This is a genomic window from Cognatishimia coralii, from assembly GCF_037478305.1.
Taxonomy (GTDB): domain Bacteria; phylum Pseudomonadota; class Alphaproteobacteria; order Rhodobacterales; family Rhodobacteraceae; genus Cognatishimia; species Cognatishimia coralii.
In genome coordinates, this window is the sequence record NZ_JBBGAZ010000014.1 from 43,516 (window position 1) to 66,216 (window position 22,701).

Genomic DNA, 22,701 nt, shown 5'->3' on the forward strand with positions numbered 1-22,701 from the left:
GCTGTGTGACAAGGGGATCCGAAGTCTGAGGGAACATAGATGAAAACGATTGGCATTCTTGGTGGCATGTCCGCAGCCTCTACTCAGGTCTATTATCGCGAGCTCTGTGCCCTGACTCAGGCAAAGCTGGGCGGGCTCCATTCACCAGAACTCCTGATCCGCTCACTGGATTTTGCGCCCATTGCAGACTTGCAGGCACAAGGAGACTGGGCGGCAGCCGGGCGGATCCTGAATACGGAGGCGCTGAAACTACAGGATGCAGGGGCCGAGGTTCTGATCCTTGCAACAAACACAATGCACAAATTGGCGGACGAGATGCTGGCAGATGTGTCCATCCCATTTGTGCACATCGCGGACGCGACAGCGCAGGCCATTGCCGCTCAAGGTCTTTCATCTCCCGGCCTGATGCCCACAAAATTCACGATGGAACAGAGTTTTTATACAGACCGGCTGCGAGCGGCGGGATTGACGCCCATTATCCCCAATGACTCGGATCGGGCAGAGACTCATGACATTATCTATAATGAGCTCTGCAAAGCCGTTCTGCGCCCGGAAAGCGAGGCCGCGTATGTCGCGATCGCTGAACGGCTTGCAGAGCAAGGTGCAGATAGTTTGATCCTTGGGTGCACTGAAGTCGGGCTTTTATTGAACGAAAGCAACGTCAAGGTGCCAGTGTTTGACACCACATTGATCCATTGTCGCGCGGCCTTGGACTTGGCCCTCGACTAAAGCAACGCATCCTTATCGAGGCCCAGCTTCACGATCTTTTCGTTCAGCGTCCGGCGACCGATCCCGAGCGCTTCGGCCACCGCATCCATACGGCCTTCATGGGCCTTGATCGCCTTGGAAATCAACTCGCGTTCATAGGCGGCCACAGACTCTCGGAGCGTCACCGGCACGTCTTCGGGCAGACCATCGACTTGGATCGCAGCACCCATAGACCCCGCGCCACGTCGCGCCGCGAGCACCCGACGCTCGGCCACATTGCGCAGTTCGCGTACGTTGCCGGGCCAATCGTGGGCCATCAAGGCGGTCAGATCCTCGGGTGTCACATCCGGTGGCGTCGTTTCATAAACCCGCGCGAATTCCTGCATGAAATGCGTCACCAAAAGCATGATGTCGTCGCGCCGCTCGCGAAGAGTCGGCAAAGCACAAACAACGCGGTTGATGCGGAACAAGAGATCTTTGCGCAAACGGCCCTCAGCGACTGCGGTGTCCGCGTCTTCATTCGTGGCCGAGAGCACGCGGAAGTTAACCGGCACAGGCGTGTCTGCGCCAAGGGGGCGGACCTCTCCGTCCTCGATCACGCGCAACAGCGCCGCCTGAACCGGCATCGGGCAGGCTCCGATTTCATCCAAGAAAAGCGTGCCACCATCAGCCGACAAAAGTCGCCCGCGCGCGCCGCCTTCGCGACCGAACATGTCTTCCTCAAAGGTATCCGCGCTGAGCGTTGCGCAGTTGATCGCCAGAAACGGCCCATCGGCGCGTTTGCCCAGATCATGCAGAGCGCGGGCCACCAGTTCTTTGCCGGTGCCGGTTTCGCCTTGCAACAAAACCGGTACGTCGATCTCTGCCAGATCCAACACCTCATCCCGCAAACCCCGCGTCCGCGCGCTGGCTCCTAAAAGGATGCGATCGAGGCCTGACAGATTGAGCAAACGATCCTTAAGGCGCTGCGTTGTGCGCCGCATCCTATGTTGGTCGCTGGCATGGGCCAGAATGTTCAACAGGCGGCGCGGCTCATAGGGTTTTTCGATGAACCCATAGGCCCCATCCTTGATGGCTTGCGTCGCCATTGGAATGTCCCCATGCGCCGAAATCAGCACCAAGGGCGGAGAGATCTGAGGGTTCAGGCTCGCCAGCAACTCCAGCCCCGACATGCCCGGCATCCGCACGTCAGACAGGATCACATCGGGTTGAAATTCCACCATACGTTCCGCGACTTTTTCCGCCCGCGGAACGGCCTCAACCCGCCAGCCTGCGGCCTCCATCAGATCGATGAGGCTTGTGCGCATCGAGCGGTCGTCTTCGGCGATCAGCACGCTAGGGGTCTCGGACGTGTCGCTCATTCTGTTGCCTCGTCTTGGGCCATGCTGCCGTAAAGCGGCAGGTCTACTTTAAAGATGGCCCCACCATCGGGCGCATTTTCTGCCGTCAGATGACCGTCATGTTCCGCCACAATATTAGAAGAAATCGCAAGGCCCAGCCCCATGCCACGCCCGCTTTCGCGTGTGGTCACGAAGGGTTCCTGCAAGGTCGCCAGAGTGCTGTCCCCCAGCCCATGTCCCGAGTCCCGAATGGTGAACCAAGCCCGTCCGTTGCTGCCGATCTCGACGGTCAAAAGCCGAGTGTCCTCGCCCTCCATCGCGTCAACCGCATTGCGCAGAAGATTGACCATGACTTGCTCGATCCTCAGCTTGCTGCCCCAGATCAACACCGGCTCGGGCGGAGGCGCGAACTGCAGGTCGACCTCGCCACTCTCTATATTGGGGGCCACCAGCGACAGGCTCGCCGACAGGGCTTCGCGCAGATCGACCACGGCGAAACCCTCGCCCTCGGTATGGGCAAAGAACTTAAGCTGGCGCGTGATGCCTTCCATGCGGTCCACCAGTTCTTCGATCTTGGGCATGGCGCGGGTTGGGCCTGCGTCCGACATTTCAGCCGCCGCGAGGTGGTTGCGCATGGCCGCAATAGGCTGGCCGAGTTCATGGGTCACTGAGGCTGAAAGCTGACCCAAAGCCGCCAGGCGCCCGGCGCGTTCCAACTCGTCCTGTGTGCGTTCCAGTCGCCGTTCCGCCGTGCGACGCTCTTCGATTTCCACCGCCAGTCGTTCGTTGGCCTGCCGCAACTGCGCCTCTTCGGCCTCGGATCGCCGCAAAGCCGCGCCGATGCGGCGACCATAGCGGAACTGCGTAAAACTCAGCGCCAGAATGGCAAGGATCGTGAAGAGCCCCGCGCCCAACAGGCTGCGCGTCAGGGCAGGGGAGTAGTCCGCGAAATAATGCAGCTGCCAGCCGTTCGGAATGTCTTTGGCTTCAAGGTGCAGCAGTTGATCGCCGGCGAGGACCGCACGGTCCTCGTCCAAGACGCGCCAATCCAAAGTGGTCAGGGGTTCATTCATGAACTGCCGGGTTTCGCCGATTTTGGCGCGAGCGGCGGGGGTCAGATCTGCGAGGGACTGATAAAGCCACGACGGATCAGACGCCAAAAGGATCACGCCGTTCTCATCGGCCAGAAATACATCCTCGCCGGCCTCGCGCCAGCTGTCTTCCAACGCATCCAGATGCAGTTTGATCGCAATGACGCCCAGTACGTCACCCGCTCGATCCCGCACCGGATCGGCGATGAAATACCCGGGCAGCCCCGTCGTCGCGCCAATCGCATAGTATTGGCTTTGCGTACCTGCAAAGGCCTCTTGGAAATAGGGTCTAAACCCATAGTTCTGGCCCACATAGGTCACGTCGTGATCATGGTTGGACGCGGCAATCGTCAGCCCCGTCGGGTCCATCAGATAGATTGCGAAGACACCCGCCTCATCGGCAAAGCGTTCCAGCCGCGCGTTCAGCAGCCCACGATCGCCGCCTTTCGCGGTGCCAATCACAAAGGGATCGCGCGCCAGCACATAGGTCAAATGCGAGAACTTCTCGAGCTCGGCCACGATGGTTGAGCGATACAGCGACAACTGCCCCTTGGCCCGCGCCTTTTGCTCGCCCTCGAAATAGACAAAGGACGCCCAAAAGATCCCGATGGCCGCCGCCAGCACGGCGACAAAGGCCAATATGACAATGCGTGTGCGCAAATGCGTCCCCTCCCACAGCGGGACTATAGCGGTGAATTGCGACTTGTCACCTCTGCCCCTCTTTCCTCTCGCGTGAAAGGCTTTAGGGTTGACCCCGTCTAGCAGGAGTCCCCCATGTCCAACGCCCCGCTCAAAGGCCTCAAGGTCGTCGAACTTGCCCGCATTCTGGCAGGCCCGTGGATTGGGCAGACACTGGCAGACCTGGGCGCCGAGGTCATCAAGGTCGAAGCGCCCGAGGGCGACGACACCCGAAAGTGGGGCCCGCCGTTCTTTGACCGCCCCAATGCGCTTGGGGGCAACGAACGGGTCGCCAGCTATTTTCACGCGGCCAATCGGGGGAAGACCTCTGTCACCTGCGATCTGAAAAACGACGAGGATCTGGCGCGGCTGAAGGCGTTGATCGGCGAGGCTGACGTCTTGATCGAGAACTTCAAAGTCGGAGGTCTCGCGAAATACGGTTTGGACTATGACAGCCTGAAGGCGGACAACCCGCGACTGGTCTACGCGTCTCTGACGGGCTTCGGCCAAACCGGTCCACGGGCGCAGCAGGCGGGGTATGATTACCTTTTGCAAGGCATGACCGGTATTATGGATCTGACCGGAGACCCCGATGGCGATCCGCAAAAAGTGGGCGTGGCTTGGATTGATGTGTTCACAGGGCTTTATGGCGTCATCGGAATTCAAGCCGCTTTGCAAGAACGCGTGGTATCGGGGTTGGGGCAGCACGTGGATCTGTCGCTCTTTGATACCGGGCTGGCGGTTCTGGCGAACCAAGCCTCGGCGCATCTTTTGGGCGGCGCGAGCCCCAAACGAATGGGCAATGCGCATCCGTCTATTGTGCCCTATCAGGTGTTTGAGGCCAGCGACGGTCATCTGGTGATCGCCTGCGGCAATGATCGCCAGTTTGCGATTTTGGCTGAGGTCTTGGGGCAAAAAGATCTGGCTGAGGATGAGCGGTTCGCCACAAACCCTGCGCGAGTGGAGAACCGGGATATCCTTGTGCCGTTGCTTTCAGACCTGACACGCCAATGGACCAAATCGTCTCTGATCACAGCTTTAGAAGAGGCTGGCGTCCCAGGCGGTCCAATCAATTCGGTTGCCGAGGCCTTGGACGACCCGCAGGCCAAGGCGCGCGGCATGAAGATCACGCCCGAAGGATTGCCGGGGCTGCGCACGCCGCTTAGGTTTTCCCGAAGCACATTGGCCACTGACAAGGCCGCGCCGGTTTTGGGCGAAGGGGAATGGGGTTTTGAGGCGGATTAGGCCCCGGCCGTCACAAAATTAGTAAAGAGTATTGAAATGTCGTCACCACTGTTGGTCCGCAATCGCAACTACCGCCTTCTGTTCACCGCTGGCGCTTTGACAAACCTCGGCGACGGCCTCGTCGCATTGGCGCTCCCTTGGCTCGCAACACTCTTGACACGAGAACCCATCGCCATTGCCGCCGTTGCCGCTGCGGGCCGCATCCCATGGCTTTTGTTTTCCCTGCCTGCGGGCGTTATCGCCGACCGCACCGACCGGCGGAAACTGATCGCCCGCGCGGACCTGTTACGTGCCTTCATCGTGGGTGCAATCCTGATCCTTGCCCTCAGCAATCCCGGCCCAGGCGCGATCTGGGTGCTCGCAGGCCTCGCGCTTTTGTTGGGATCGGCGGAAGTCCTTCGCGACAACGCAGCCCAAACCATCTTGCCCGACATCGTCGCCCCCAAAGACCTTGAAGCCGCCAACGGCCAGCTCTGGAGCGCCGAGCAACTGACAGGCCAGTTCATCGGCCCGCCTTTGGCCGGGCTTTTGATCGCAACAGGGATCGCCGTGCCCTTTGGCCTTGATCTGGCAGTTCTGGTTTTGGCCGCAGGGCTGGTCTGGATGATCTCGCTTGCCCCGAAAGAGCCCGTGCAGACCGGGTTCATGAAAGCTCTGAAAGAAGGCATCGCCTTCATGCGTTCAGATCGCGTGTTGCTGCGGCTAGCGATCGTGTTGGGCTGCGCCAATTTTCTGGCGATGCTGACGATCACGGTGCAGGTTCTTTTTGCCCAGGACGTGCTTGGCCTCAGCGCGGCGCAGTATGGTGTCATCCTTTCGGTCGCCGCAGCAGGTGCCATCGGAGGCAGCCTTTGCGCGCCATTCCTAATCCGCAATTTGGGCGCGCAGCTCTGTTTGTATCTAGCCCTTGCGACTTGGGGCATCGGCTATGGCGTGGTTGGCATCAGCCCGAACGGCGTCGTCATGGCGGCGGCCCTGTTCTCAATCATGTTCGCGGCCATGGTCTGGAATGTGATCACCGTCAGCTGGCGGCAACGTCGTATACCAGCAGAGCTGCTGGGGCGCGTGAATAGCATTTACCGCTTTCTCGGCTGGGGCTCGATGCCATTGGGATCGCTTGCGGGCGGTGTGATCGTGTGGCTCGTGGAACAAGAGGCCAGCCGCGAAACCGCCCTGCGAGCACCTTTCCTCTTTGCCGCTTTCGCAAGCGCAGTCCTGCTGATTTACGGGTTGTTCAGCCTGCGTCTGGATTGACACAGCTCTGGATTTTCGCCGCCTTCTGAGTTGAGCAACCCCTCCGGCTCTCTTACATCAGCCTTACGCTCACCGTCTGAGCGATGGAGATTTTATGTCTAGCCAAGAGCCCCGGCTCTAAGGTCCGCAAAAGGCGGGCCCTGAACCCAAAGCCTTCCGCGCGCGATGCCGGGAGGATTTTCGGCTGACCTAAACTCAAGAGACAATCCCGTGAATATCTCAAAACACGAACAGCGTGTTTTGCATGCTTTGGCGCAGGGTGGAGCGATCCACTATGACCGGCTGTCAAACGGCAAAATACATGCTGTCAGATGCTTTAACCGCGACGGTCATGTGCTGACAGATTGCAGCCTGGCCACCTTTGATCGCCTCAAAAAACGTCGGTTGATCAGATCGACGCGCGGCCAACCCTATCGCATCACCCATTTGGGTCTGCGATCGGTCAATGCGCAACTCGACAATCGATAGGTGGAAAACCCCGGGATCTTTCTCGGGGTTCTTTCATTTAGAAATCCGCGACAGCACCCGCGTCGCCTTCAAACACTGGGCGCATGAAATAGCGATCATAGCGTTTGATACAGCCGGTTTTCTCGGCGAACTCAAAGGCAGCCACGCAGTCCGCGTCGGTTTTGATCTTTTCGCGGTACTCTTCATAGGCCGCAAGGCTTTCAAACGAAAACGCCGCCGTCGCCAGATCATTCGGCCCTTCGTGTGGCAGGAAATACCCGTGATGCTGCCCACCGTATTTCTCGACCAGTGCAATCCAGCTTTTGCCATAGGCCTCAAACGCCGCCACTTGGGTCGGGTCGATTTGGTAAGAGAGATAGCAGGTGATCATTGGGGCCTCTTGGTTTTGGGTTGCCCGTAGATTTGCGCCCAGCGGTCCCCCCGTCAATCGGCGATCTGTGATGGAATGCCTCACGATCCGTGATCTTCGAATTTGGTCGCAAACAGGCTATTCAAAACGACCCCGTTGCTACTAGTCTCGCCTCAAGTAGGGGGGCGCATATGACACAACCGAATATTCTGATTTTCATGGTGGACCAGCTGAATGGAACCCTGTTCCCTGATGGCCCCGCCGAGTGGCTCCACGCTCCAAACCTGCGCAAATTGGCCGAGCGCTCCACGCGTTTTACCACGACCTACACCGCCAGCCCGCTCTGCGCACCGGGCCGTGCGAGTTTCATGTCCGGTCAATTGCCCAGCCAAACCGGCGTCTATGACAATGCGGCTGAGTTCGCCTCTGATATCCCAACCTACGCGCATCATTTGCGCCGTGCGGGGTATTACACCTGCCTGTCGGGCAAGATGCATTTCGTCGGTCCGGACCAGCTTCACGGCTTTGAAAGCCGCTTGACCACAGACATTTACCCGCCCGATTTCGGCTGGACTCCCGATTACCGCAAACCCGGTGAACGCATCGATTGGTGGTATCACAACATGGGCTCTGTCACCGGCGCAGGCGTCGCGGAGATCACCAACCAGATGGAATATGACGACGAGGTCGCCTTTCACGCCACACAAAAGATCTATGATCTGGCGCGCGGCAAGGACGGCCGCCCCTGGTGCCTGACCGTCAGCTTTACCCACCCACATGACCCCTATGTCGCGCGCAAGAAATACTGGGATCGCTATGAGGACTGCGAACATCTGCTGCCCGAGATCGCGGACCTTGGCTATGACAACCAGGACGCCCATTCCAAACGCATCTTTGACGCCAATGACTGGCGCAACTTCGACATCTCGGAAGAGGACATCAAGAAATCCCGCCGCGCCTATTTCGCCAATATCTCTTACCTTGACGATAAGATCGGCGAAGTCATGGAGGCGCTTGAAGGTACGCGCCAAGAGGCGATCATCCTCTTTGTCTCTGATCACGGAGACATGCTGGGCGAACGCGGCCTCTGGTTCAAAATGTGTTTCTATGAGGGCTCGGCCCGCGTGCCCTTGATGATCGCAGCCCCCTCCATGGAGCCCGGTCGCGTGGACACGCCGGTGTCCACAATCGATGTCTGCCCAACGCTCTGCGATCTGGCAGGGGTTTCGATGGACGAAGTCATGCCCTGGACCACCGGCGAAAGCCTTGTGCATCTAGGTCAGGGCGGCGAACGCACCACACCCGTTGCCATGGAATATGCAGCCGAGGCTTCTTACGCGCCGCTGGTCTCGCTGCGCTATGGGCCATGGAAATATAACCGCTGCGCTTTGGATCCGGATCAGCTCTATCATCTGGAGGACGACCCGCACGAGCTGACCAATCTGGCCGAAGATCCGGCCCATCAAGGAACGCTTGCCTCCTTGCGCGACAAATCCGAAGCCCGCTGGGATCTAGAGAGGTTCGATTCAGATGTCCGCGCCAGCCAAGCGCGACGCTGGGTGGTCTATGAAGCTTTGCGTCAGGGCGGCTATTTCCCGTGGGACTACCAGCCACTGCAGAAAGCCAGCGAGCGCTATATGCGCAACCACATGGATCTGAATGTGGTCGAGGAAAACGCGAGGTTTCCGCGCGGGGAGTAGTAGAACGCTTTCGGCAATGTTTTCTCAACCTTCAATTAGAGTAAGGAGAACTAACAAGGGACGCGAGTGACCCAGCCCCCGTTTTCGGAGTGAGTCTTTTCAATGTGTTGGCGCTTGCAACGCGGGCTGACATACGTAGCACGGAACCTGTTCCGCAAAAGAACTGGCCGGTGTTGATAGTTTCCCAGAGTGTATCGAAATCCAGCTTGGCTTCTTACAGTTTCTGCTTCACGTTTTTGAGGATTGTATCGCCCCAATGGGGAGTAGCGCTATTGGGGCGGCTAGATCAGAAACCCTCATGAGAAATTGCCATTCTGCCCCCAGTCGTAAGCAATCCCTGCAGTGACACTCGGCCCTAAACTAGCGCGATATCGCGGCCTTGGCGGTGTGAGGCTTCAAAGCTTCCCACAACCTTTATCACATTAATTGCACTTTGGACTTCTTCGTCAAAGAAACGCTTTTCGGCCAGACCGGCAAAGAAATAATCCAGCTCATTCTTGAGCGGCTCGGCTTTGACCACCTCAAGCTTGACCGGATCACCAGCCCCAATGGCCGTCAGGCTTTGCCCAGCCTCATGGCTTGGGTTTTCAACGAAAGTGACCTCTTGGGCGATGAAATCGATGCTGAACATGCCCCAGGCCCCAAACACGCGCATCTCGCGGCGTTTCAGTGGCGTAGTCCAGTTGGTGTTCATCACACAGTCAAACTTTCCGTTGTAGTTCAGGATGGCCAGCACACCGTCTTCTTGGGTGGCGTGAATATTCTGGGCGCGGCGGCAATAGACCGATGTTGCGGTTTCGCCTAGCAGAAAGTTGATTGCATCCAGGTCATGAACGCTCAGATCAGCCGCGACGCCGACATCGGAAATCCGCGGCGGAAAAGGCGAGCAACGCACGACTTCAACTCGGTAGACGCTGCTGAGATCCAAGGCCTGTAGCTGTTGTTTCAAGTGAATGACCGCAGGGTTATAGCGTTCAACATGGCCGGGCAGAATCCGCACGCCCTTGGCCTTAGCGATCCGTGCCAATTCCTCGGCAGCTTCAAGCGTATCGCAAAGCGGCTTTTCCACCAAGAGGTCAATGCCTTCTTGGATCAGCTGTTTGGCGATATCAAAATGCAGCGAAGAGGGCGCGGCGACCACAGCGAAATCATAGCTGTCGCTCGCCAGCGCGGCGTCCAAACTGTCGTAGATCGCCTTCATGGTCTCGGGCAGATCATCGCGATCCGCGCAGGAGGGTTCCACGAGGCTCAACTCATGTTCGGTCTGCAACAAGAGCCGTGCATGGTTGCGGCCCATATTGCCATAGCCGATCAGCAATCCGTTCATATTTAGGACTCCAGCGCTGCGGTGTAGCAGGATTTAAAGGTCTTAATGACCTCTTGGATCTGAGCCTCATCCATGAAGGGTTCGCAGGGAATCGAGAAGACGGTTTCGGAAGCGTGGGTCGCCTTCGGACAATCGCCACGCCCGCCTGCCTGTTTGAAAACCGAGATGTTTGACAACGGGGTCGGGTAGTAGATTCCACAACCGATCCCGGCTGCTTTGAGCGTGTCCACCAGAGTGTCGCGCACAGCATTGTTTGGCGCGGCCATCGTGTAAAGGTGATAGACGTGATCGCGGTCGTTAGAAGTCAGCGGAAGTGTCAGACCCGGCAGAACCGCGAAAGCGTTGTTATAGCGGCGCGCGATGTCGATACGTTTGTCGTTGAACCCGTCGATCCGATCGAGTTGAGCCAGGCCGATGGCTGCGTTGATATCGGTGGTGCGATAGTTGTAGCCAAGCTCTTCGTAGTCATACATGCCGAGACCCGACATACCGTGCTGGCGGAAGCGCTTCGCAGAATCCGAGACCTCTTGCGAGTTGGTGACGACCATGCCGCCTTCAGCCATCATCATGTTCTTGGTGGCGTAAAATGAGAACCAGGCCGCATCAGCGAAATTGCCGGACATAGTACCCGCGCGCGAGGCGAAATGCGATTGCGCAGCGTCTTCAAGCAGGATCAGGTTGAGGCGATCGCAGACGGCGCGCAGCTCTTCCCAAGGGGCGAGGCGGCCGAAGAGGTTGACGCCTACAACGGCCTTGGTTTTCTCTGTCACCGCTGCCTCAACTGCGGCAGCGTCAATGTTGAAGGTGTCCGGGTCTATATCGACAAAGACCGGCGTTGCGCCGCACATCAGAATTGGCGTGGCAGTAGCGATAAAGCTAAAGGAGGTGCAGATCACTTCGTCACCCGCCTTGATGCCATAGGCGTTCATGATGGCATGGGCCGCGGCCGTGCCAGAATTCACCGCTACGCCAAAACTCGCGCCGCATTTAGCGGAAAATTTGGCCTCAAATTCAGCAACTTTCGGCCCCTGAGCCACGATGCCCGATTTCAAAACATCGGTTACGGCGGAACATTCTTCGTCACCGATGTATGGCTTTTTAATAGGGATCATGCTGCGACTCCTTGGTTTTGCTCGTTTACTGGAGGTGTTTCCCCTCAAAGGCAAATCCAAAATTTACCGATTTCTCGGCAGAGCCTGCTTTCTCACAGATTTGAAACAGAATGTGTAGCTTTAGGCAGAGACGCGCTTATTTGGGGCGCGTCCTGGAGAAACGGGCTAGTCTTGTTTTCACGCTCTAAACCGTCGATTGCGTGGTTGTTGAATGCGTACGCGACTTCTCGATGCTGGCACGGCGTTCGTTGAAAATCCTGTTTCGGAATTCTTGGAGTAAAAGATCATTGGCGGATAAGGCGGATTGGGCCAGAGAGAAAAACAGGACGCCTTATAGCTATTCGACTCTTTGGTTGTAGATAAAGAACGAAGGCAATGTCCCGCCTTTGACCGGATCCAGATTGTTTCTTTTGGCTCCAATAATCTCATTTTCAGCCACTACAATCGCATCAATCAATAGCCGCAGAATGGACGTGTTGAGGTTTGATGCCGATCCATTGATTGCATTTACGTTGGGTGATCGGCTGGGCGGTTAGCAACCGCATGAAACGCGATCTGGCGATCCGCGCATTGAAGATAGCTGTTACGCTGCGGCAGCCACCGAAAGAATGTATCCATAATACGGACCCCGAAACCCAATACTGCTCCCATGATAGTCAGTAGCTTCTGCGCCAGCGCGGATTCCAAGTGTCGATGAGCGGCAAGGGCAACTGCTATGACAACTCGGCTGTCGAGACGCTTTTCAAGACGATAAAGGCTGAGGTGATCTGGCTCAGGTCGTGGTAGACGCGCAGAGAAGCCGGGCCGTCTTCCAATACATCAACGGTTTCTACAATCCACGTCGTAGCCACTCAGCTTTGAACTGGAAAAGCCTGGTCGCTTTCGAACGGAAAGTGGCCTAAACGAGCACTTGTGGCGGCACACAAACGGGACGCGTCCGCAATGGGCTCGCGCGGATCTGTCATTCCATCCGATATTTCGCTACCAGATGGCTTTGAACTTCCAATTGCCTATCCTCGCTTGACCCGCTTCATGATCACACTAGAGCAGGGAGACGATCTGGTACGGCATTCGTACGGAGACGTTACCGAAGCGGTGCGATAAATCGGTGGGATGCAGCGATTCCCAATTGCTTGGCTAATAGAGCTGGAGAAAGAGAACTCGCGGCTGCGGCGCGTGCCAGGCGCATCTGAGCGCCGTGCCTGCCACACTCTTGTCCAGCACCGACCCACGCAGCGCAAGGTGCTGCAGCTTTTTTACCATAACATAGATTTTGCGACCTATCGCTCACAGCGCAACTCACTCACCGCTTCCAAGAAATCAGAAACTCACAGCGCGCCCGATTTCAGAGACCACCTGATCCTGGGCCTCTTCAGTTAGACCAAAGTACAGAGGGATCGAAATGGCGCGGGCGTAATAGGCTTCGGACTGCGGGAAGTCACCCTGCGCAAAGCCGCGCGCGCGCCAGAAAGGCTGTGTGTGAACAGGGATGTAATGCACATTGACGCCGATCCCATTTTCTCGCAATCGGGCAAAAACCTCTGCGCGATTGTCCACCAGAATGGGATAGAGGTGAAATGCAGACCGGCTATCTGGGTTTTGAACCGGACATGTCACCGGCAGATCGGCGAGTTTGCGATCATACTCCAAGGCCAGCGCATTGCGGCGGTCGACAAACTCTGAAAGCCGCTCAAATTGGGTCACACCCAGCGCAGCCTGCATCTCGGTCATGCGGTAATTATAGCCGAGATCCACCATCTGGTAATACCAGCCCCCTTCGGAGGCCTGATCCATCAGCGCAGGATCGCGGGTTACACCGTGGGATCGATGCAGCTCCATGCGCGAGGCCAATTTGGGATCCTTGGTCGTCGCCAAACCACCCTCTCCGGTGGTGATAATTTTCACCGGATGAAAGCTAAAGACACAAATGTCGCTATAGGCACAATCCCCAACCGGCTGGCCAAGATAGTTGGCGCCGATGGCGTGGCTTGCGTCTTCGATGATGCGAATATCAAATTTACCCGCAAGCGCTGCAATCGCGCGCATGTCGCAGCTTTGGCCGGCGAAATGTACCGGGACCAAAACCTTGGGCAGTTTTCCATCCCGCTCGGCCTGTGTGAGTTTTTCCTCAAGCGCCGCAACGGACATGCAATAGGTGTCGGGGTCCGTGTCGACAAAATCCACATCGGCGCCGCAGTAGATGCCAACATTGGCCGAGGCGACGAATGTATTTGGCACAGTCCAGAGAATATCCCCGGGACCAAGATCCAGCGCCATACAGGCAATATGCAGCGCTGAGGTCGCGGAATTCACCGCGATGGCATAGTCGACATTGCACTGCGCTTTGGCTGCCGCCTCAAACCGCGGCACAGCCGGGCCCTGGGTCAGAAAATCTGATTGTAGAACCTCAAGAACAGCGGCAATGTCCTTGTCAGAAACATCCTGCCGACCATACGGGATCATCAGAATCTTCCGATTTTGGCAGAGTTGGCCTCAATCCAGTTGGTCAGCTCTTCGGGCTTCATCCACTCCTTGTTGTTGTCCGAGGAATAGTTGAACCCATCTGGCACTTTTTGGCCACCTTTGATGCGCACCGGATCGCTAGACCAGTTATGGATCGCCGGGATGATTTTATAGTAATCCTCATACTCATAAGTATGGGCCGCATCTTCTTCGCTGATCATCTGTTCGTGCAGCTTTTCGCCGGGTCGAATGCCGATGACCTTTTGCGGCGCGCCAGGGCGCACCGCATTGGCAATATCTCCGATCACCATGGATGGGATCTTTTTAACATAGATCTCGCCGCCGACCATATCTTCAAAGGCCTGCCAAACCAGATCAACGCCCTGCTCCAGGGTGATCATAAAACGGGTCATGCGCGGGTCGGTGATCGGCAGCTCTGAGCTATCAGGCAGAGACATAAAGAACGGGATCACAGATCCGCGCGAGCCCATCACATTGCCATAGCGCACAACCGCAAAGCGGCAGTCTTTGGAGCCAGCATAGGAATTGCCTGACACAAACATCTTGTCAGAGGCCAGTTTGGTCGCGCCATAAAGGTTCACCGGGCTTGAGGCCTTGTCAGTGGACAGCGCCACACAGCGCTTCACGCCTCGATCAATACAGGCGTCGATCACATTCATCGCGCCGTTGATATTGGTTTTAACGCATTCAAACGGGTTGTATTCCGCCGTCGGCACGATCTTGGTCGCAGCTGCGTGGACAACATAATCCACCCCATCCATCGCGCGATAAAGCCGCTCGCGGTCGCGAACGTCTCCGATGAAAAACCGCACCGCAGGATTGTCGCCATAGACTTTAGCCATCTCCCATTGCTTCATCTCATCGCGAGAATAGATGATTATCCGGCGTGGTTTGTATTTTTCCAAGGTCATTGGAATAAAGCGCGAACCGAAAGAACCGGTCCCGCCGGTAATTAGGATGGTTGAGTCTTGAAGCACGGAACCCTCAAAGTTTACTGGACCGGCGGTCTGTTTCTTTGCCGTAAATACGCGGACGGCATTCCAAAGTCTATATGAGTTGGCCCAATTTCACTTTGCAAAGACCCCGTTCGCGCGTCAGTTTTTGAGAGCGCTTGGCTCTCGGCGGTTTTGTCTATACCACGGGGCCAAACGGATACCTCAATCAAGGATCGCACATGGCAGGCCCCATAAGAGAGAAGCTCTTGGAAATGCAGCGTAAAAGCCGCGCCAAATATTCTCATGACATTGTTGATCCCGAAGAGCGCAAGAAGTCTCAGCATTATCAAGATTGGGTCGATCACGGCATTCTGAGGTATCGCTGGCATAACTTCTCTGAATTTGCTCCCGGCATGTATCGCTCCAATCACCCCAATCACGAGCGCTTTGTTTCCTATCGGGACATGGGGATCAAAACCGTGCTGAACCTGCGCGGCAAGACGCATCACTCCCATTACTATTTTGAGGCCGAGAGCTGCGAGAAACTGGGCATGAGCCTGATCGACATCCCAATGAGCGCCCGTACCGCGCCCACAGTGGACACGCTAGTGGAACTGATGGACATCCTTGAAAGCCTGTCTGAACCGACCCTGATGCATTGCAAATCAGGCGCCGACCGGACCGGTATCGCGGCCGCGATCTATCTGATGCATATACTCGACCGCCCCGTCGAAGAAGCGCGCAAAATGCTGTCCTTTGACTTTCTTCACATCAAATTTTCGGCCACGGGCATCCTGGACTATGTGATCGACAAGTATGCCCGCCGTGTCGAGAACGAGCCCATTCCTTTTAGGACCTGGGTTGTGAGCGAATATGAACCCTTGACTGCCCGCGCTGAGTTTGACGCGATGGGGTTCTGGGACCGAACCAAGCTCTGAGGCACCCCATGGCAGATGAGGTTAAACCCTAATGCGTATCGCGATCCGCTCAGACTCTGGAACTTGGGTCGGCGGCGGTCATGTGATGCGCTGCCTTTCGCTTGCGATGGCCGCAAGAGATGCAGGCCACTCGGTGCGGTTTATTTCTGCGGACGTCAAAGGGCATCTGGGCGACCGGATTTCTCAGGCCGGCTTTGATACCTCCTGGATCTCGCCACTCGGTCCGGAGACGCCTGCAGGTGACATAGAAAGCTGGCGACCGATGCCGCTGGACATGGACGCCGCGCAAACTGCGGCGGACCTTTCGGACTTTGCACCAGATTGGTTGATCCTTGATCACTACGGGCTGGGAGGCACCTGGGTAAAACAAATGCGAGCCACCCTTCCCGACCTAAAGATTCTGGCGCTTGACGATCTTGACCGCGAGCCACTTTTTGCAGATTTGCTGCTTAATCCGGCGGCCTTTCCGGACACAAAGATCCGCCAAGACCATATGGCGATGCTTAAGGGTCCACGCTACGCTTTGCTCCGCCCGGAGTTTCGCGCGCTTCGGCCCGATGCGTTGAAACGGCGCGGCGGTGACGTCGAAAAGGTTTTGATCCTGCCTGGTATGGTCGACAATCTTGGATTTGCCGAGACCGTTTTGACCGCCCTCGCCTCGTTTCCCGATCTCTTAGTCGAAGTCGTGATGGGCAGCCAAAGCCCCTCGGTTGAGAAGGTCAGCTCCTTGATCCAGGACAATCCCAACTGGCGACTGACGCTTGATGCATTTGACATGGCCCAAAGACTGCTTAGGGCAGATCTCTGCATCGGTGCAGGCGGCGTGTCGGCGTGGGAGCGCTGCTGTCTTGGCCTGCCTGCCGTGAATATAGCCTTGGCAAAAAATCAACGACCTGGCGTCCAAGCCATCGCCAATTTTGGCGCCGCTGGTGGATTGAACGTGGATGCGTTGCAAGACCCCGACCAGATTGCAATGGCGCTGCGCGCAGTGATCGAGAACTACGGCAGCCTTTCCGAACGCGCCGCTGAACTTTGCGATGGTGCCGGCGCAGCTAGGGTCATCGCGGCAATGAGTGGCCAATTGCGCGCAGTTACACAAGCAGATGCGCGGCTGATCTTTGACTGGCGCAATCAAGATCACATCAGAGAAGCCAGCTCAAATTCCGCACCGCTGATCTGGGAAAACCACGTGTCCTATCTGAAAAAAGTGCTGGCCGACCCGACCCAAAATCAATGGATGATCTACCAGGAAAGCGGGAAAGACCTTGGTTTGGTGAACGCAAATCGCCACCCAGACGGATTCTGGGAATGGGGGTTTTACTTAGGCGCACAAGACGCACCAAAAGGGGCCGGTCGCCGTATGTTGTGCCAGTTTTTGCGCCACCTCTGCAAAACCGAGGCGTTTGCGGGTGTGCGCGCCGTTGTGCTTTCTGACAACCATCGCTCTCGCCATCTCCATGAAGCGCTTGGATTCCTAGTGGAATCCGATAAAGCTTCAAACGAGCTGCGCTTGCATCTGAGCGCAAAAACTTTGCACGAACGTTTGGGAACCAGTTAACCAATATGACACAGAGTTTTCAGATCAAAGACCGCCATATCGGCCGGGATCACAGCCCCTATATCATCGCTGAACTGTCTGGAAATCATAACGGAGATCTGGAACGCGCTTTGGCCCTTGTCGATGCCGCCGCTCAGACCGGCGCCGATGCGGTCAAGCTTCAGACTTATACTGCAGACACGATCACCATCGACGTAAATCGTCCGGAATTCCACATCAAGGGCGGCACATGGGATGGGCGAAGCCTTCATGAACTCTACCAAGAAGCCTCAACCCCTTGGGACTGGCACGAAGCTCTGTTCAAACGCGCAGCCGACCATGGTTTGCATTGCTTTTCTTCTCCGTTTGATCCAACGGCGGTCGAGTTCCTCGAAACTCTGGATGCGCCGGCCTATAAGATCGCGTCATTTGAGCTGGTCGACACCCCGCTCATCCGCCGGGTCGCCGCGAAAAACAAACCGATGATTATGTCCACGGGCATCGCTAACCTCGCCGAAATCGAAGAGGCCTGCGCGGCCGCGCGCGGCGCTGAGGCGGGTTTTGCGCTTTTGCATTGTATCTCGGCCTATCCCGCCAAACCCGAGGACATGCGCCTTCAAACCATCGAGATGCTGGCGAAAACTTTTGGCGTTCCAATCGGTCTGTCTGACCACACGCTTGGATCCGCAGTCGCTGTGGCCTCCATCGCGCTCGGCGCCTGTATCATCGAAAAGCACATTACTCTCGCCCGCGCAGATGGTGGTCCGGATGCCAGTTTCTCGCTTGAACCGGATGAGTTCAAACAGCTGGTCGATGACTGCCGCATGGCTCATGCAGCGCTAGGTCCGGCCGCCACGGATCGCAAAGGTGTCGGCGGTGCCAATGCGCAATTCCGTCGCTCGCTTTATGTGGTTTCTGACGTGAAAGCCGGTGAGATTCTAACTGAGGAGCAAGTCCGCTCGATCCGTCCAGGCAATGGGCTGGCCCCCAAACATCTAGACGACATCCTCGGCAAACCCGCAGCGCGGGATCTGCAACGCGGCGAGCCTTTCGCTTGGGAAATGATCAAATCATGACCATCAAGCTCGCGGTGATTTCAACTGCCAAGAACAACACAAAAGCCCTAGACGACATCAAGGCCCTGGCCGGTGATGAGCTTGAAATCGTGCTGCATCTTGGCGACAAAAACGCCCCCTATAAGGCCTCAAGCCTGTCGCGCATGAAAGCCAGTTACGGCACGGATGGTCACTTGATGGAGGAAAGCACCTATAGTGGCGCAGCCCGCGATCTCATCCTAAGCGACGACTATTTCGCCCTGCGAGATGTGTTTTCAGACCACATGATGCGCACCGCCGAGCGGTTTAAATACAAGTCGCACCCGCTTCAGGATCAGCAGGATTATCACGACTATCATCATATTCTGGTCGACACGCTGGCCAAGAAATTGGAAGACAGCGGTGCCACCCATTGCCTGTTCTTTAACATCCCGCATCTTGGCTATGACACGGCTTTGCATCAGGTGGCAAAGGCGATGGGCTTGAAAATCGTCATCGTAACTCAGTCGATCATACCAAATACGTTCTTTTCGATCGAGGATCCGGGTGACTACGGCAACCTGTCGATTGATCCATCCCACCCGCCATTTGAAATCGAAAAGGGCTCAAAGCCTGATTTGTTTTATATGAAGGGCGTCAAACAGGAACGCGAAGAAGGGGGCCGCATCACCGCAAAAGCAGTGCTGCAATTGATGACCTTTCTTGCGATCAAACGCCCTTTGCAGGCTTTCAACCCCATTTACCTTTGGAAGACGCTCTCCCGCATGAAGCGCATCTACGGCGAGTTCCCGAAATGGCGTGATCCTTTTGGGTTTTTCTTTCATGAGAATGAATTCGAATATTTCGAACATCTGGCAGGCTATGAGGACCAAGAAGTCGATCTCAGCGGCGACTTTGTCTATTTTCCGATGCATATGCAGCCAGAAATGACGACTGCCAGCCTGAGCCACAGGTTCCGCGATCAGGCCTATGCGATCGAGCGCTTGGCGGACATCTTACCAGACGGGGTGCGCATTCTGGTCAAAGAAAACCCCAAACAAGGCGCCTGCATGCGCGGCCCGCTGTTCTTTCACCGCCTGAAACGGATTCCATCGGTCACGATCCTACCCAGCTGGGCCGATACCAATGCGCTTGAAGCCTCGGCAAAATTTGTCGCAACGATCACCGGTACGGCAGGCTGGGAGGCCGTGCGCTCTGGCACTCCTGCTCTTGTGTTTGGCAAGGCCTGGTATCGCAAAATGCCTGGGGTTTTCGAGTTCTCGGAAAACGTGACCTATGATCAGATTATCAACACAGAGATCGATCACGCAGAGCTGCAACAGGCCGCCGGGTCTTTAATTGCTAAAGCCCATAAGGGCGTCGTGGACCGCCATTACGTTGCGATGCTTGATTACGCGAAAACCACGCAAGATGTGGACAATGGCGCCGAGGTCATCTGGTCGCTGATCAAAGGTGAAACACCCTTTACCTTTGACACTGAACCGCAACCCGCGAATATAACCTGAGACAGGGCCTTGCTGCGTAAACCGAGAAATGTGGATCCTGTCTGAATGGCCAAAGCTGCATCAAAACTTGTCTTGGGCACTGCCAATTTTGGCGTCGATTATGGGATCAATAACCCCTCAGGCAAAGTGTCGGGCGGCGAGTTGGCACGCATTCTGGATCTGGCCCAACAATCCGGCATTGGCAAAGTCGATACCGCCCGAGCCTATGGCGACAGCGAGGCCCGCTTGGGCCCGCGTTTGTCACCAACACTGAAGGTGATCACGAAATTCGGGGTCGGTCAGGATCACGGCTATCAGCGCGGCAGCCTGCACGGGTTGGTCCAGGAAAGTCTGGATCGTCTGAACCGCGACAGCCTTTATGGGTTGATGCTGCACCGCCCGGAACAGCTCTTGTCTAAAACAGGCGCCGATCTGATTCATGATCTCAGAGACTTACAGCAAGCTGGTCTGGTCGAAAAAATCGGGGTCTCAATCTATGGACCAGACCTATTGCCCGAGATCACACAGGCTCTGGACCTCGATATTATCCAGGCCCCCTTCAATATGTTTGATCAGCGGCTGGAAAGGTCTGGCTGGGCCGAGCGGCTCAAAGCTTCGGGCACTGAAATCCATGTGCGCTCTGCTTTTTTGCAAGGCCTCTTGCTGATGTCGCGACAAAATCTCAACACGTGGTTCACGCAAAACTGGCCCGAAGTGTTTGACCGGTGGTTCACCTATCAACAAGAAGCCGGCGAAACAGCGGATCAGATTGCTCTGGGGTTTGTGCTGGATCAGCCTTGGATTGATCATGTCGTTGTCGGCGTGGACAGCGCGGATCAACTGTCGCAACTTGTGTATATCGAAAGCAACAGGGCGGCGGCGGCGCACAGCGGCTTTGCTGTTGACGACCTCGGCCTCATCGACCCGTCCAAATGGAAACTCTCATGAAAACTGTCGCGATTGTTCAGGCCCGAATGGGATCCAGCCGACTGCCCGGCAAAGTGCTGAAAAGGCTGGGCGAAAAATCCGTCATGGAGATCCTGCTCGCGCGTTTAAGCCGCTCCAAGAATGTCGACGAAATCCACGTCGCAACCTCGGAAAACCCAGAAAACGAACCCCTGTGCCAAGAGGTAGAACGCCTGGGACACGCCTTTTATCGAGGCTCTGAAACGGACGTTCTGGACCGGTTTTACAAAGCCGCTGTTGCCGCAAAGGCCGATCTGGTCGTGCGCATCACCGGGGATTGCCCGCTGATCCAGGCCGAGGTCGTGGACGCCGTGATTGATCGCCACCTCACAAGCGGTGCTGAATACACAAGCAACGTGGCCACGCCCACGTTTCCGGATGGGTTGGACGTCGAAGTCTTTTCGATGGAGATGCTCAGCCTCGCCCAAAATGAGGCCACCACCGCTTTTGAACGCGAACATGTAACACCCTATCTGCGCAGCGAACGGTTCATCGGTGAGAGTTATGAAAATGCAACGGATCAATCCGATATCCGCCTGACGCTGGATGAACCGCAGGATCTTGCCCTGCTGGAACGAATTTTTGCTAAGTTCGCGCCAGATATCTTCTTTGACTACCAATTGGCCGTAGACGCTTTGCTTAGCGACGCGAATCTGCAGTCGCTCAACCAACACATCGCCAGAAACGAGGGCGCGACAATGAGCAACGGACAAAAGCTTTGGAACAGAGCCAAAAAAGTGATCCCCGGCGGCAATATGTTGTTGTCCAAACGCTCTGAAATGCATCTGCCGGACAATTGGCCAAGCTATTTCACAAAGACCCAGGGCTGCTCTGTGTGGGACTTGGACAATACCCATTATCACGACGTCTATCTCATGGGGGTTGGTACGAATATTCTGGGCTATTCCCACCCGGCTGTGGATGCGGCCGTCATGGATGTTGTGAAATCCGGCAATATGTCCACGCTAAATGCCCCCGAAGAGGTTCTCCTGGCCGAAAAGCTGGTCGAAATTAACCCCTGGGCCGGCATGGTCCGCTTTGCGCGCTCAGGCGGTGAGGCCAATTCCATCGCCATCCGCATTGCACGCGCCGCATCTGGCCGGGACGGGGTCGCGGTTTGTGGCTATCACGGGTGGCATGATTGGTATCTTTCTGCCAACCTCGGCGAGGACGACAAACTGGCAGGCCACCTCCTACCCGGCCTCAGCACCAATGGCGTGCCCAAAGCGCTGCGCGGCAATGTTCATCCCTTCAACTACAATGATTTCGCTCACCTCGAAGAACTGGTCAAAACCAAGTCGATCGGCGTGATCAAGATGGAAGTCTACCGCAACATCGAGCCCGTCGATAGCTTCCTAGAACGGGTCCGCAAACTGGCCAGCGACAATGGCGTGGTGCTTGTGTTTGACGAATGCACCTCTGGCTTCCGCGAAGGCTTTGGCGGGCTGCACAAAGAATACGGCGTCGAGCCGGACATCGCGGTCTACGGTAAAACGCTAGGCAACGGTTATGCAGTTTCCGCAGTTGTCGGCCGCGAAAGCATCATGCAGTCCGCGCAATCCACCTTTATCAGCTCCACCTTCTGGACCGAACGCATCGGATCGGCCGCTGGGCTCAAGACGCTTGAGGTGATGGCAGAAGAAAAACCTTGGGAACACGCAAAATCCATGGGTTTCTATATGCAGGACATCTGGAAAAACCTCGCCGCTAGCCATGATCTGGATATCAGCATCTCTGGACTCACCGCGATTTCCGGTTTCTCCCTCAAAAGCGATCAATCTCTTGGCTACAAAACCCTAATCACTCAACAGGCGCTCAAGGCCGGCTATCTGGCCGGTACGGCGTTCTATTCTTGCAAAGCACACACCACAGATATTCTGGACGCCTATGCGCCTGTGCTGGATGAGACCTTCAAACTGATCAACGACTGCGAGAATGGCAGGGATCTGAATACACTCTTGGACGGCCCAATTTGCCACAGCGGTTTCAAACGGCTGAACTAAGCTCAATCTCATGTTTCAGACGTGCTG

Annotated in this window: 19 protein-coding genes and 1 pseudogene; 13 read left to right on the top strand and 7 right to left on the bottom strand. The window is 56.4% G+C overall.

The window, feature by feature from the left end; translation table 11 throughout:
• Positions 1-39: 39 nt before the first annotated feature.
• The gene (locus WG622_RS17030; RefSeq protein ID WP_339404616.1) at positions 40-729 is read left to right on the top strand and encodes an aspartate/glutamate racemase family protein; all 690 of its coding nucleotides are present in this window, start codon (positions 40-42) and stop codon (positions 727-729) included.
• Here WG622_RS17030 and WG622_RS17035 read toward each other — a convergent pair.
• Both WG622_RS17035 and WG622_RS17040 read right to left on the bottom strand, forming a co-directional pair.
• Complete coding sequence (locus tag WG622_RS17035; RefSeq protein WP_339404617.1) at positions 726-2,069, bottom strand: sigma-54-dependent transcriptional regulator; 1,344 nt, start codon at positions 2,067-2,069, stop codon at positions 726-728. The two genes, WG622_RS17030 and WG622_RS17035, sit on opposite strands and share 4 nt — an antisense overlap.
• Entirely contained in the window at positions 2,066-3,799 is a 1,734-nt protein-coding gene (locus tag WG622_RS17040; RefSeq protein WP_339404618.1) for a sensor histidine kinase, read from the bottom strand. The genes WG622_RS17035 and WG622_RS17040 overlap by 4 nt, the downstream gene beginning before the upstream one ends.
• Positions 3,800-3,913: 114 nt before the next feature.
• Here WG622_RS17040 and WG622_RS17045 point away from each other — a divergent pair, with 114 nt between their 5' ends.
• From WG622_RS17045 to WG622_RS17055, 3 genes are all read left to right on the top strand, one after another.
• A complete protein-coding gene (locus WG622_RS17045; RefSeq protein ID WP_339404619.1) occupies positions 3,914-5,062 on the top strand; it encodes a CaiB/BaiF CoA transferase family protein in 1,149 nt (382 codons plus the stop codon).
• Positions 5,063-5,098: 36 nt separating this feature from the next.
• Positions 5,099-6,316 (top strand): MFS transporter, encoded by a 1,218-nt coding sequence (locus WG622_RS17050; protein ID WP_339404620.1) that lies wholly within the window; start codon positions 5,099-5,101, stop codon positions 6,314-6,316.
• A gap of 210 nt (positions 6,317-6,526) precedes the next feature.
• The gene (locus WG622_RS17055; protein WP_339404621.1) at positions 6,527-6,784 is read left to right on the top strand and encodes a YjhX family toxin; all 258 of its coding nucleotides are present in this window, start codon (positions 6,527-6,529) and stop codon (positions 6,782-6,784) included.
• A 37-nt stretch (positions 6,785-6,821) separates the two neighbouring features.
• Here WG622_RS17055 and WG622_RS17060 read toward each other — a convergent pair whose 3' ends face one another.
• Positions 6,822-7,154, bottom strand: a complete 333-nt coding sequence (locus tag WG622_RS17060; RefSeq protein WP_339404622.1) for an NIPSNAP family protein — start codon at positions 7,152-7,154, stop codon at positions 6,822-6,824.
• Between the two features lie 170 nt (positions 7,155-7,324).
• Here WG622_RS17060 and betC point away from each other — a divergent pair, with 170 nt between their 5' ends.
• Positions 7,325-8,833, top strand: coding sequence for a choline-sulfatase (gene betC, locus WG622_RS17065; RefSeq protein WP_339404623.1), 1,509 nt, complete (start codon positions 7,325-7,327; stop codon positions 8,831-8,833).
• Between the two features lie 355 nt (positions 8,834-9,188).
• Here the strand turns inward: betC and WG622_RS17070 are convergent, their stop codons facing one another.
• Both WG622_RS17070 and WG622_RS17075 read right to left on the bottom strand, forming a co-directional pair.
• Positions 9,189-10,160, bottom strand: coding sequence for a Gfo/Idh/MocA family oxidoreductase (locus tag WG622_RS17070; RefSeq protein ID WP_339404624.1), 972 nt, complete (start codon positions 10,158-10,160; stop codon positions 9,189-9,191).
• Positions 10,161-10,162: 2 nt separating this feature from the next.
• The gene (locus WG622_RS17075; RefSeq protein WP_339404625.1) at positions 10,163-11,272 is read right to left on the bottom strand and encodes a DegT/DnrJ/EryC1/StrS family aminotransferase; all 1,110 of its coding nucleotides are present in this window, start codon (positions 11,270-11,272) and stop codon (positions 10,163-10,165) included.
• Between the two features lie 501 nt (positions 11,273-11,773).
• On the opposite strand from WG622_RS17075, the pseudogene WG622_RS17080 reads away from it, so the two are divergent.
• Both WG622_RS17080 and WG622_RS17085 read left to right on the top strand, forming a co-directional pair.
• Positions 11,774-12,174 (top strand): annotated as a pseudogene (locus WG622_RS17080) (DDE-type integrase/transposase/recombinase); the annotation flags it as partial.
• Between the two features lie 40 nt (positions 12,175-12,214).
• Positions 12,215-12,376, top strand: a complete 162-nt coding sequence (locus tag WG622_RS17085; protein WP_339404626.1) for a polysaccharide biosynthesis protein — start codon at positions 12,215-12,217, stop codon at positions 12,374-12,376.
• A 216-nt stretch (positions 12,377-12,592) separates the two neighbouring features.
• On the opposite strand, the gene pseC is transcribed toward WG622_RS17085, so the two are convergent.
• Together pseC and pseB are read right to left on the bottom strand one after the other, a co-directional pair.
• Positions 12,593-13,735, bottom strand: a complete 1,143-nt coding sequence (gene pseC, locus WG622_RS17090) for a UDP-4-amino-4,6-dideoxy-N-acetyl-beta-L-altrosamine transaminase (RefSeq protein WP_339404627.1) — start codon at positions 13,733-13,735, stop codon at positions 12,593-12,595.
• The gene (gene pseB / locus WG622_RS17095; protein WP_339404628.1) at positions 13,735-14,733 is read right to left on the bottom strand and encodes a UDP-N-acetylglucosamine 4,6-dehydratase (inverting); all 999 of its coding nucleotides are present in this window, start codon (positions 14,731-14,733) and stop codon (positions 13,735-13,737) included. Before pseB ends, pseC begins: the two co-directional genes overlap by 1 nt.
• Before the next feature lie 197 nt (positions 14,734-14,930).
• Here pseB and WG622_RS17100 point away from each other — a divergent pair, with 197 nt between their 5' ends.
• The 6 genes from WG622_RS17100 to WG622_RS17125 are packed head-to-tail and all read left to right on the top strand — an operon-like array spanning position 14,931 to position 22,674.
• Positions 14,931-15,629: a phosphatase domain-containing putative toxin gene (locus WG622_RS17100; protein ID WP_339404629.1), complete on the top strand. Its 699-nt coding sequence runs from the start codon at positions 14,931-14,933 to the stop codon at positions 15,627-15,629.
• Positions 15,630-15,660: 31 nt separating this feature from the next.
• Positions 15,661-17,187, top strand: coding sequence for a UDP-2,4-diacetamido-2,4,6-trideoxy-beta-L-altropyranose hydrolase (gene pseG / locus WG622_RS17105; RefSeq protein WP_339404630.1), 1,527 nt, complete (start codon positions 15,661-15,663; stop codon positions 17,185-17,187).
• Between the two features lie 5 nt (positions 17,188-17,192).
• The gene (gene pseI, locus WG622_RS17110; protein WP_339404631.1) at positions 17,193-18,242 is read left to right on the top strand and encodes a pseudaminic acid synthase; all 1,050 of its coding nucleotides are present in this window, start codon (positions 17,193-17,195) and stop codon (positions 18,240-18,242) included.
• Entirely contained in the window at positions 18,239-19,726 is a 1,488-nt protein-coding gene (locus WG622_RS17115) for a capsular polysaccharide export protein, LipB/KpsS family (protein WP_339404632.1), read from the top strand. Before pseI ends, WG622_RS17115 begins: the two co-directional genes overlap by 4 nt.
• A gap of 45 nt (positions 19,727-19,771) precedes the next feature.
• Positions 19,772-20,653: an aldo/keto reductase gene (locus tag WG622_RS17120; RefSeq protein WP_339404633.1), complete on the top strand. Its 882-nt coding sequence runs from the start codon at positions 19,772-19,774 to the stop codon at positions 20,651-20,653.
• Complete coding sequence (locus WG622_RS17125) at positions 20,650-22,674, top strand: aminotransferase class III-fold pyridoxal phosphate-dependent enzyme (protein ID WP_339404634.1); 2,025 nt, start codon at positions 20,650-20,652, stop codon at positions 22,672-22,674. The genes WG622_RS17120 and WG622_RS17125 overlap by 4 nt, the downstream gene beginning before the upstream one ends.
• Positions 22,675-22,701: the final 27 nt, after the last annotated feature.